Raw genomic sequence first — 10,646 nt, forward strand, 5'->3', positions numbered from 1 at the left:
TGGGCGCCGCCCTGAACAGCAACAGCGCCCAAACCCAAAGCGCGACAAACAGAAAGGCGAAAGTTCATCAAACCGAGATCGTCTCGCGACGCGTGTAGTCCGCCGACACGCCGAACACCTGCGGCCCGCCGACACTCTCGATCGCCTTGCGCACGAACCGGTCGTCCACCAGGTCGCGTGCCACGAACTTCGGGTCCAGCGTGCGCAGGAACGCGTTGTCGCCCTCCACCTTCGTGCCCTGCACCGCGCGTACCAGTTGCTCCGTGTAAGAGGCGAACGGGTACGGCTGGAAGTCGATGCGGCGCTGGCTCCAGCCCTTGTGGCGCACCACGCCGCTGGCTTCGTAGCTTGCATAGTCGGTCGATGCCAGCACCTTCGCCAGTGTCTGCGGCGGGTGCGGCGTGTAGCGGCGCTCGCCGGCGTTCGAGAGCGTGCGGGCGGCATCGAGCCGGTTGTCGCGGGTCCAGAGCTGGGCCTTCACGATGGCCGTCGTCACGCGTTGGGCCCACTCGGGCTTTTCGGCGATGTCGCGCTCGGCCAGGAACGTCACGCAGCAGGCGTGGTCTTTCCAGACGTCGCCCGAAAAACGCAGCACCTTGCCGACGCCGGCGATTTCCGCCGCTGCATTGAAGGGCTCGGCCACGATGAAGCCGGCAATCGACTTGCCCGCCAGCGCCGAGACCATCTCGGCCGGCGCCAGCACCACGAGGTTGACTTCCTTCGGCCCGATGGCGCCGCTGGCCGCGCGCGTGACCGCCGTGAGGCCTTCGGCACGCAGCATGTCTTGCAGCAGCACGTTGTGGATCGAATACCAGAACGGCACGGCCACGGTCTTGCCGCCGAGGTCGGCGAGCTTGCTGATCTCGGGCAGCACGGTCAGCGCGGAGCCGTTGATGTGGTTCCAGGCGGCAATCTTCGCGGGGAACTTCGAGCCGTAGCGCACCCACAGCGTGGCCGGCGTGAGCAGGTGGATCACGTTGACCTGCCCGGCCACGAAGGCCTCGACGATCTGCGCCCATGAGCGGAACATGCGCGGCGCTTCCGCGCGCAGGCCTTCCTTGTCGAACAGGCCCCGGGCATGCGCGATCAGCAACGGCGTGGCATCGGTGATGGGCAGGTAGCCGATCTTCACGGGCTGGTCGTCGCCCTTGAAACCCTGGGCCATGGCATCGCCCGCCGACAGGAAGGGCGCGGCCACTGCGGCGCCGGCCAACGCGGACAGGCGCAGCATGTCGCGCCGCGTCAGGCCGCAGTCGCAGGCCGACGATGCGCAGACGTGGGGCGTCTTGCGAAGGGATGCCGTGGGGGCGAATGGAGAGTCGGTCATTCGGAAGGCTTTCAGGAAGGCGAAGAAGAAGAAACGGCTTCAACAGCAACGGCAGGGGCCGCGCCGCCGATTGCATGCGCCGCATGCAGCGCCGCGAGGATGTCGAGCCGCAAGGCGGTAAAGGCCGCCGCATCGGCGGTGCGCGGGCGGCCGATGTCGACGCGCCATTCGCGCACGATGCGGCCCGGCTTGTCGCCCATCAGCAGGATGCGGTCGCCGACCAGGATGGCTTCGTCTATGTCGTGCGTGACCAGCAGCGCGGCGGTCTGCCAGCGGTGCACGAGCTCGACCAGCAGGTCCTGCATCTGCGCGCGCGTGATGGCGTCGAGCGCTGAAAAGGGTTCGTCGGCCAGCAGCAGCACCGGCTCGCGGGCCAGTGCACGGGCCAGGGCCACGCGCTGCGCCATGCCACCCGACAGCTGCGAGGGAAAGAGCCCGCCCTGCCCGGCCAGGCCCACGGCGGCCAGCGCCTCGTTCACGCGCTGTTCGCGGCGCGCCCGTTCCAGCTTCGGCTGCCGGACGAAGTCCAAGCCAAAGCCGACGTTGCGCGCGGCATCGAGCCACGGCAGCAGGCCGGGCTGCTGGAACACCAGCGCCGCGCGCGGGTGCGGCGCGGTCAGCGCTTCGCCGAGGAACCGGATGGTCCCCTTGGCGTGGCTTGCATGAGAGGGTTCGAGGTGCGCCAGCGTGCGCAGCAAGGTCGACTTGCCACAACCGCTGCCGCCGAGCAGGCAGACGATTTCGCGCGGTGCCACTTCCAGCGACACGCCCTCGAACACCGGCTCGCCCTTGCCGTAGCCAAAGGCGAGATCGCGCGCCTCGAGCACTGGCTGGCGCGCGGCGGCTTGTGGCGCCTGCGGGCTCACGTTGCGCGGGCGGCCGTCGTCGCGGCCAACTGCTGATGCTGCTGATGCTGCTGCTGCTGCTGCGCGGCCGCGCGCTTGGCCAGCTCGCCCTGCAGCTGCGTGACGCTGGGCGTCACGATGGGAATGAAGGCCGCTTCGCGCCAGCGCCGGGCAAAAGTCAGCGGCTGGTCGCGGTGGTAGCCACGGCCGCCGCTGGCCTGCAGTTCGAGCTGCACGGCGTTCTGCGCCACCTCGGCCAGCGAGAGCCGCGCACGGAACAGCGCCTCCGGCTGGGTCTTGAACCGCCCGTCCGCCAGGCCTTCGTAGAGTGCATCGATGGTGGCGGCCAGGGCCGCGTGCTGAGCGGCAATCGGCGCTTCGAGCACGGAACGGCCGGCACCCCCGAGTTTGGTTGCGGTGTCGAGCGCCGCGCGCGCCAGGCCGATCGACAGGCCGCATTGCAGCCCGAGAAAATCCGGCCGCACGGAAGGAAGAAAGCGGTTGGCTTCTTCATGAATCAGGTCGGCCGCCTCCAGCCGCGCGCCCTCGATGCGCAGCGACGCGGTGTTGCTGCCGCGCAGCGCGATCAGGTCGAGATCGGCGCTGCGCACCACGCCCTGTTGCCCGGCTGTGAGCACTGCCACCAGCGGCACGCCGCCTTCGGTGCGCTGCACCGCGACCGCGGCCACGAAGCCCTGCGGGCGCAGGTTGGTGCACCACGGCACGGCGCCGTCGAGCCGCCAGCCGCCTTTGTTGTTGTCCGGCGTGGCGGTGATCTGCAGCGCCTCGATGCCGCCGAGGTATTTCATCGCGTTCGACAAGCCGGTGGCCCCAGCCTGCGAACCGTCGAGCAAGGAGCCGAGCCAACGCTCGCGCAGCGCCGCGTTGGGCGACTGCAGCAGGTATTCGATGAAGGCGCGCTGGCCCCAGAAAGTGAAGGCGGCCGCCAACGAATGGCCGGCCACGGCGGCAATCGCCTCCACGGCATCGCGCACGTCGCCACCCTGCCCGCCCAGCGCCTTCGGCACGCCGAGCCCGAACAGCCCGGCGCGCGCCAGGCGCGGCACGACCTCGTGCGCGAGCGCGTTGCCGGCGTCGAGCGCTTCGGCGTTGTCGTCGAGCCAGCGCCGGTCGGCCTCAGCCAGCATGGGCGGGCGCTCCGTCGCGTTGCAGGTTTTCCGGCAGGTACGGTTGCAGTTGCGGGTTGACCGGGCTTCCGGCCAGGCTGTTCGCAAAGTTGCACAGCGTGGCAAGGCTCACACCCAGCACGACCTCGAGCGCCTGCCGCTCGGAAAAGCCCGCGCCCCGGAAGGCGGCCAGGGCATCGTCGTGCACCTTGCCGCGCGTGGCGATCACGGCTTCGGTAAAGGCGCGCACGGCGTCGAGCCGGGCTTCGCCGCTGGCCTCGCCGCGCTGCAGCTTGCCCACGGCTTCGGCCGGCAGCCTGGCCTGCTTCAGCGCGGCGGCGGTGTGGCCGGCCACGCAGAAGTCGCAGCCGTGGATGCGCGCGGCTGTGATCTGCAGCGCTTCGCGTTCGGCCAGCGTGAGCTCGCCGCGCCCGGTGGCCTGCGCCACGCCCAGGTAGGTTTCCAGCGCCTGCGGCGAGTTGGCGAGGATGCCGATCAGGTTCGGCAGAAAGCCATTGTTGGCAATGGCGCGTTGCACCAGCGGACGGCTGGCTTCGGGGGCGGTGGCTTCGGTGTGAAGAGTCAGGCGTGTCATGGCTGGGTGCAATCGCTTTGCTTTGCTTTGCTTTGCTCTGCTTTTGCTGGTGAAGAGGTGGTGCGTCGATTCTTCCGTCGCCGCCGCCGCGCATCAATGACCGGAGGTCTCTGATCTATGCCGGTTCGTCCCAGCGCTGTGCGGCGGGCCGCGATGCGTCGGCGCTGCGCGCCCGTTGCCAGGCGCCGGGCTGCTCGCCCATCACGCGCTTGAAGGCACGCGAGAACGCCGCATAAGACTCGTAGCCCACGGCTTCGGCCGCCTGGGAAATCGAATCGCCCTGCGCCATGCGCCGCGCCGCCAGCTGCATGCGCAACAGCAGCAGGAACTGCAACGGCGACTGCTCGCAGGCCTCGCCGAACTGGCGAAAGAACGCGGTGCGCGACAGGTTCACCCGCCGCGCCATCTCGGCCACGCTCCAGTCGTGCGCGGGCGACTGCAATATGTCGGCCAGCAGCGGCGCAAAGCCGCGCTTGCGCAGCAGCGTCCACAGGCCCTGGGCATGCACCTCGCTGTGCGCCACGTGCCGCAGGCCATAGAAGAACAGCAGGCCCGCGAGCCGGTCCATCGCCACCGAAGGCTCGGAGCCCACGCGCAGGGCCTCGCTGCGCATCAGGTCGAACAGCGTGGCGGCCGAGGCCATGGCCATGTCGTCCGCGCGCAGCACCAGGCAATCGGGGAAGGCGCTGGCGATCACGTCGCGGAATGGCCCGTCGAAAGAAAAGAAGCCGCAGGCCAGGCCGGTTTCGCCGAGGGCGGGGCTGCCCGACAAGGGCTGCATCTGCCGCGGCGCGCAGTCGATGCCGGGGTCGGCATAGGGCGAAAGAAAATGCGGCACGTCGCGCATCAAAAATACACCGTCGCGCGGCGACAGCTGCACCGATTCGCGCCCCGGCATGTGCAGCCAGCAGCGCCCTTCGAGGATCAGGTGGAAGCTGGCCCGCGCACGCCCCGCCGTCGAGGCGCGCCATCGGCCACAGTACTGGCCCACGTGGAACAGCGTGGCGTTCCACTCGAGGCTGCCCAGCAGCCAGTCGACCACGCGGTCGGCCTGTGCATCCGCGCCGGCATCGGCGGCATCTGGGAGAAGAGCGCGGGCATCGAACTGTCGTACGAAAGACATAAGGGCCCGAGTGTGGCCGAGCACCCGGGCAGAACCAAAGAACGAATCGGAGTGAGCTTATGCCGGGGCGATGCGTCATCGGCCGCGTTGAACTTTGCGCCGCGGCTGCCGCATTTCACGCACCCGGCACGCATTCCGTCGCAAGGGCAACGCCTGCCTAAGACAAGTCCACGACAATTCCCCTCGAGGCCGCATGGCCCGGCAACCAGGTGGGAAGGCAAGAAAAGAATGACGCACGCTTCGCTCGCGGGAACATCGTTATTGCGCGGCCGCGCGCCGTGCCCTGGCCCCCTCCCACCCTGGCGCCTGTTCGGCGCTGCGCTGGCGCTTTTGCTCTCCGTACTGATGAGTGCCTGCTCCAGCCTGCCGCCGCATCAACCGGTGCAACCCGTCCAGGCCATCTCCGATTTTTCCCGCACGCCGTTGAATGCGATCACACAGGAGGTTCTTCCGAAAGACACGAAGGACGCGCGCTCCGGCTTCCGCCTGCTGCCCTACGGTCCCACCTCCTTCGCCACCCGCATCGAACTGGCCCGGCTCGCCACGCGCAGCCTCGATGTCCAGTACTACCTGCTGGCCGCCGACAACACCGGGCGCGCGCTGATGCGGGCGCTGCGCGATGCCGCGCAGAGGGGCGTGCGCGTGCGGCTGCTGGTCGACGACCTCTACACCACCGGCGAAGACGATCTGCTGCTGGCCCTTGCCAGCTATCCGAACGTCGAGGTGCGCCTGTTCAATCCGTTCCCGGGCGGACGCGGCAGCGACCTGACGCGCTTCATCGCCTCGGGCTGGGATTTCGACCGCATCAACCGGCGCATGCACAACAAGCTCTTCGTGGCCGACAACGTGGCGGCCGTGGCCGGTGGCCGCAACATGGCGGACGAATACGTGATGAATGCCGCCGGCAGCAACTTCGTGGACATGGACGTCTTCGCGGCCGGCCCCGTGGTGCGCGGCCTGTCGGACGAGTTCGACCACTACTGGAACAGCGAAGTGGTGTACCCGGTCGCGCGCATTGCCCGCAGCGCAGCCACGCCCGCGCAGTTGCAGCAGCGCTTCGAGCAGCTCACCGCCGAGGCCAGGCCACCGCAGGCACCCCGCATTCCCCTCGACGGCAAGATCGTGAACCCGCTCGATGGCGAGCCCGCCGCGCTGCCGCTGGACATGGTGCCGATGCTGAACCTGCCCTTCGAGCTTGCCGAGCGCCGGCTCAGCCCCTTGCTGTGGGCCGATGCGCGCGTGCTGTTCGACCCGCTCACCAAGACGGAAGGCCTGAACGAGCACGCGCATTCCATCAAGGGCACGGTCACCGAGGGCGTGATCCAGTGGTTTCGCACCGCGCGCCAGAACATCAAGATGGTGTCGCCCTACTTCGTGCCGTCCGATGCGTCGGTGGCCAGCCTGGCGGACGCGAAGGCGTCGGGCGTCAGCGTGGAGCTGGTCACGAATTCGCTGGCATCGACCGACGAGCCCTGGGTGTACGTGGGCTATTGGCCGCACATCCACCGGCTCCTGCAGTCCGGCGTGACCATCTACGAACTGAGCCCGACGCTGAGCGTCAAGCGCGGCAGGCTCGGCATCTTCGGCCGCCGCACGGGCGCGCTGCACATGAAGAACGGCATCGTCGACCACAAGCAGGTGTTCCTCGGCTCCATGAACCTCGACCCGCGCTCGGCCACGCTCAACACCGAGCTGGGCCTGATCATCGACAGCCCCGAGATGGCCCTGCAGCTGGAGAGCTTCGCGGACGCGGGCAGCTCCTACAAGCTGCGGCTCGATGCCACCGGCCAGCGCGTCGAGTGGGTCGAGGAAGACGACAACGGCAAGGAAACGGCCTACGACGTGCCGCCCGAAACCACGGCATGGCAGCGCTTCAAGCTGCGGCTCATCGCCCCCCTCATCCCGCTGAGCCAGCTTTAGAAGCGAAGCGCTTCAACCGCAGGCCGGCCCACACCGCGAACAGCACGCTCGCACCGAAGACCCAGCCCGACAGCGCACCGGCCATGGTCCCCGAAAGCAGGTTCCCGACCGTGCAACCCAGGCCGGTCATCGCGCCCCAGCCCAGCAGCACGCCGCCACCCAGCCCGCGCCCGACCTGGCCGAAGCTCGGCCATGCCGGCCTGAACTGTCCGCTGGCAAGGGCAGCGGACAGCGCGCCGGCCACGATGCCGCCGACCAGCAATGCATTCGGCGTCTGCCACAGGCTTTGCACGACGGCGGTGACGCAACCGCCGAAGCCATCGAGCCCTTCGAGCCGCTGTGGCAGAAGGCCTTGCGAACTGCCAAGGTCGCGCGCCGCGCTGCCCAGCGCGGCCGTCACGCCGAGCGGACGCAGCCGCAGCACCACGATCACGGCGATGGCGCCGACCGCGATGCCGCCCCAGCCGTAGGCCCAGCGCCCCTGCAGCAAGCGCCGCAATGCCTCGGCGAAGCTGCGCGGCGCGGGCAACGGTGCGTCGGCGGGCGGCAGCCGCCGCCAGAGCAATGCGCTGGCCGCGCCCAACAACGCAAGCTGCAACGCGGCAGACCCCGCATAGCCCAGGTGATGCGGCAGCCACACCACCGGCGCATCGGCGATGGTGCGCGTGTACAGCCAGTTCCAGCTGTTGAAGCCCAGCAGGAAACCCAGCGCCGCCCCCACCAGCGCGAACGGCGCGGTGGGCGAGCCTTCGCCCAGCCGATACCAGTGCGCGCTGATGCACGAGCCCGACACCACCATGCCCGCGCCGAAGGCCAGGCCCGCGAGCACCAGCGCCCAGCTGACCGGCCCGATGTGCGCGTCCGGCGGCAGGCGGCCGGTCTGCGGCACCGGCAACCAGCCGGTCATGACCACGTGCATGCCGACGGTGCCCACCGCCAGCGCGGCCACGATGGCCAGCAGGCCGCGCGCGTCGTCGCCCTCGAAGTAGTCGCGTGCGTGGCAGTAGAAGCAGAAGCGCGAACGCTGCAACACCACGCCCAGCACGGCACCGAGCCCGAGCGCGAAGGCCAGCGCACGGCCGCCGCCACTGCTGGTGCGTTCGCCGAGCAGGTGCACGCCCACGGCGATCAACAGCACGGTGGCAACGGCCACCACGGTGCCGGTGCGCGTGGCTCGCGCCGAGGCGGCAGCGACAAAAGGCGCCGATGAAGTCGTCATGTCATTCACTCATTCATTCAGTGATTGATTGATTCATTGATTCAATGCAAAAAAATGGCGAGCCCGAAGGCTCGCCAAAAGTCGTCCGTCGAATTGACTCAGCGGCAATCCAACTCCGACTCACCTCGAACTCATTTGGAGGCCCAGACCGTGCCGCTCGGGTTGTTGACCGGCACGCCGACGGCATTGCCGTACTCGGTCCACGAGCCGTCGTAGTTGCGCACGTTCTTGTAGCCAAGGATCTTGTTGAGCGCGAACCACGTGTGGCTGGAGCGCTCGCCGATGCGGCAGTAGGTGATGGTCGGCTTGCTGCCGTCGATGCCGACGCCGGCATACAAGGCCTTCAGCTCCGCCGCCGACTTGAAGGTGCCGTCTTCATTCACCGCACGGCCCCATGGCACGTTGGCCGCGCCGGGAATGTGGCCCGCGCGCACCGCCAGTTCGGCGGCGCCGGCCGGCGCGAAGATCTTGCCGCTGTACTCGTCGGCCGAGCGGATGTCGACCAGCTTGATGTCGGCCTTGCCCTCGGCCGCGGCCAGCACGTCGGCCAGCCGCGCGCGCACCTGCGTGTTGGGCGCCGTGACCTTGAAGCGCGTGGCCGTGTATTCGGGCGCCCGGTTTTCCAGCGCACGGTTCTCGGCCTCCCACTTCTTGCGGCCGCCATCGAGCAGCTTCACGTTCTGCACGCCGTACTGGTCGAACACCCACGCACCCCAGGCGGCGAACCAGTTGTTGTTGTCGCCGTAGAGGATGACCGTGGTGTCCTTGTCGACGCCCGCATTGGAGAGCAGCTTCTCGAACTCGGCCTGGCTCACGATGTCGCGGCGCACGCGGTCGTTCAGGTCCTGGTGCCACGAGAAGTTGACGGCTCCCGGAATGTGGCCGCGCTCGTACAGGCCCGGGTTCACGCTCACCTCGATCACGCGCAGCTTCGTGTTCTTCAGGTTCTTCTCGAGCCAGTCGGTCGACACCAGCGGGCCACTGCCATCCGCCGAGGCCTGCGCGAATGCGGTCGGCGCCGTGGTGAGGAAAGTCAGCGCGGCGAGAGAGGCCACTCGCCACCATTTGCCGAGAATCGACATGCGGAACTCCTTGTACGTGTGTGTGAAATTCGGAAAGAAACGAAAGCAAAGAATCAAGCCTCGACTCTATGGAGCCGAGCCGCAATCACCAACGAAGCGTTTGCGATAAGTCCATAACCAAGCCATCTGAATGGCTCAGTCGACCAGCAGCGCTTGTTCTTCTTCGCGCGACGACGACTGCTCCACCGCGCTGCGCCACCCAAGTTCAGGCGCGATGCAGCCCGACAGGTCCGAGAGGATCTGTTCGTACTCTTCACCGCTGAAGTTGTAGGGCAGCTCCACCCGCAGTTCACTGACCTGCGACAGCACCGGGTCCTTGCGCAGCCGCTCCAGAATCTCGTCCGAAGTGCCCACGAGGTCGGGAGCAAACAACGTGCGTCGCTCCCCTTGCGGCGCCAGCGTGCGCTCGACGCGCCCCGCCGCAAATTCGCGATAGCGTTTGCGCGTCGCCGCATCGGCCCCATCCAGCGGCACGATGACGCGCCCCAGCGCCACCCGCCCCTTGTGCGACGCGTCTTCGCTCGCCCGATAGCGTTCGATCAGCCCCAGTTGCGCCTGCAAAAAATCGTTCGTGGTCTCCCCCGTCAGCACGTTCCCCAGCAACAGGTTGAAGCCATTGCGCCCCGCCCATTCAACGGACCGCAGCGACCCGCCGCCGTACCAGAGCCGGTCGACCAACCCCGGCGCGTAGGGCTGCACGCGCGGACGCACCCGCCCGCCCGCCGATTCGACAAAGGTGTCGTCGTCCCCCAGCAGCACGTCTTCAAGATTGGCCCGCAGCCGCCCGACGCGCTTGTGCGTGAAGTCGATGGTGTTCGGTGCCGCGTCATGAAACCGATTGCCCAGCAGCGCCCCATGCAGCGGCGCCCCCGCACTCAAGCCCACCTGCAGGCGCCCACGCGAGAGCACGTCGACGGTAGCAAGATCTTCCGCAAGCCGAAACGGGTTCTCGTACCCCATCTGAATGACGGCTGCACCCAGCTCGATGCGGCGTGTACGTTGTGTCGCGGCAGCCAGGAACGTGGAAGCCGACGAAACGCCGCGTTCGAGGTGTCGTTGTCGTACCCACGCGCCGTCGAAGCCTCGTCTCTCGCCGAATTCGAAGAGCTTGAGTGCAGCTTCGAGGCCGGCCAGTGGGTCGGACTCGGCGTAGTTGCCGGGGGTGAGGAATCCCAGGTGTCGAATGGTCATGATTGCTTGTCGTTTCTCGATGGCGGTTGTTTGTCCGCGATGCCTGTTCTTGGGGCTGTTGTTTTGGAGCGGGGTCATTCGGGGCGCGTNNGACACCGGGTACTTCCCTCCGCGAATGTCCCCCGCTTCGCTCCTCCTTTATTTCGCTGCGGGAAGCACCCGATGCCAGTCGCACCTGGACACGGCGCTGGTGCAACGCTGATCAACGACCGCTCTG

The 10,646-nt window shown here is 68.0% G+C and carries 9 protein-coding genes; 1 reads left to right on the plus strand and 8 read right to left on the minus strand.

All coding sequences use genetic code 11. The features are described 5' to 3' along the window. Positions 1-67: 67 nt before the first annotated feature. The 5 genes from DBV14_RS30670 to DBV14_RS30690 form a co-directional block, all read right to left on the minus strand. Positions 68-1,327: an ABC transporter substrate-binding protein gene (locus DBV14_RS30670; RefSeq protein WP_124465296.1), complete on the minus strand. Its 1,260-nt coding sequence runs from the start codon at positions 1,325-1,327 to the stop codon at positions 68-70. Between the two features lie 11 nt (positions 1,328-1,338). Beyond that, positions 1,339-2,193, minus strand: a complete 855-nt coding sequence (locus DBV14_RS30675) for an ABC transporter ATP-binding protein (RefSeq protein ID WP_124465298.1) — start codon at positions 2,191-2,193, stop codon at positions 1,339-1,341. After that, a complete protein-coding gene (locus DBV14_RS30680; RefSeq protein WP_124465300.1) occupies positions 2,190-3,320 on the minus strand; it encodes an acyl-CoA dehydrogenase family protein in 1,131 nt (376 codons plus the stop codon). The genes DBV14_RS30675 and DBV14_RS30680 overlap by 4 nt, the downstream gene beginning before the upstream one ends. Continuing rightward, positions 3,310-3,894, minus strand: a complete 585-nt coding sequence (locus DBV14_RS30685; RefSeq protein ID WP_124465302.1) for a carboxymuconolactone decarboxylase family protein — start codon at positions 3,892-3,894, stop codon at positions 3,310-3,312. The genes DBV14_RS30680 and DBV14_RS30685 overlap by 11 nt, the downstream gene beginning before the upstream one ends. A 115-nt stretch (positions 3,895-4,009) precedes the next feature. Beyond that, a complete protein-coding gene (locus DBV14_RS30690; RefSeq protein ID WP_124465304.1) occupies positions 4,010-5,017 on the minus strand; it encodes an AraC family transcriptional regulator in 1,008 nt (335 codons plus the stop codon). Positions 5,018-5,362: 345 nt separating this feature from the next. On the opposite strand from DBV14_RS30690, the gene DBV14_RS30695 reads away from it, so the two are divergent. Further along, positions 5,363-6,937: a phospholipase D family protein gene (locus DBV14_RS30695; RefSeq protein WP_260397289.1), complete on the plus strand. Its 1,575-nt coding sequence runs from the start codon at positions 5,363-5,365 to the stop codon at positions 6,935-6,937. Here DBV14_RS30695 and DBV14_RS30700 read toward each other — a convergent pair. The 3 genes from DBV14_RS30700 to DBV14_RS30710 all read right to left on the minus strand — a co-directional run bounded on the left by DBV14_RS30700 (position 6,915) and on the right by DBV14_RS30710 (position 10,429). Then, on the minus strand, positions 6,915-8,156 hold the full coding sequence (locus tag DBV14_RS30700; RefSeq protein ID WP_124465306.1) for a YeeE/YedE thiosulfate transporter family protein: 1,242 nt from the start codon (positions 8,154-8,156) through the stop codon (positions 6,915-6,917). The two genes, DBV14_RS30695 and DBV14_RS30700, sit on opposite strands and share 23 nt — an antisense overlap. A 131-nt stretch (positions 8,157-8,287) precedes the next feature. Next, positions 8,288-9,238, minus strand: a complete 951-nt coding sequence (locus DBV14_RS30705) for a sulfurtransferase (RefSeq protein WP_124465308.1) — start codon at positions 9,236-9,238, stop codon at positions 8,288-8,290. 135 nt (positions 9,239-9,373) lie between these two features. Further along, a complete protein-coding gene (locus DBV14_RS30710) occupies positions 9,374-10,429 on the minus strand; it encodes an LLM class flavin-dependent oxidoreductase (protein ID WP_185546183.1) in 1,056 nt (351 codons plus the stop codon). Between the last annotated feature and the right edge of the window lie 217 nt (positions 10,430-10,646).

The organism is Variovorax sp. KBW07, from assembly GCF_003852515.1.
GTDB lineage: Bacteria > Pseudomonadota > Gammaproteobacteria > Burkholderiales > Burkholderiaceae_C > Variovorax.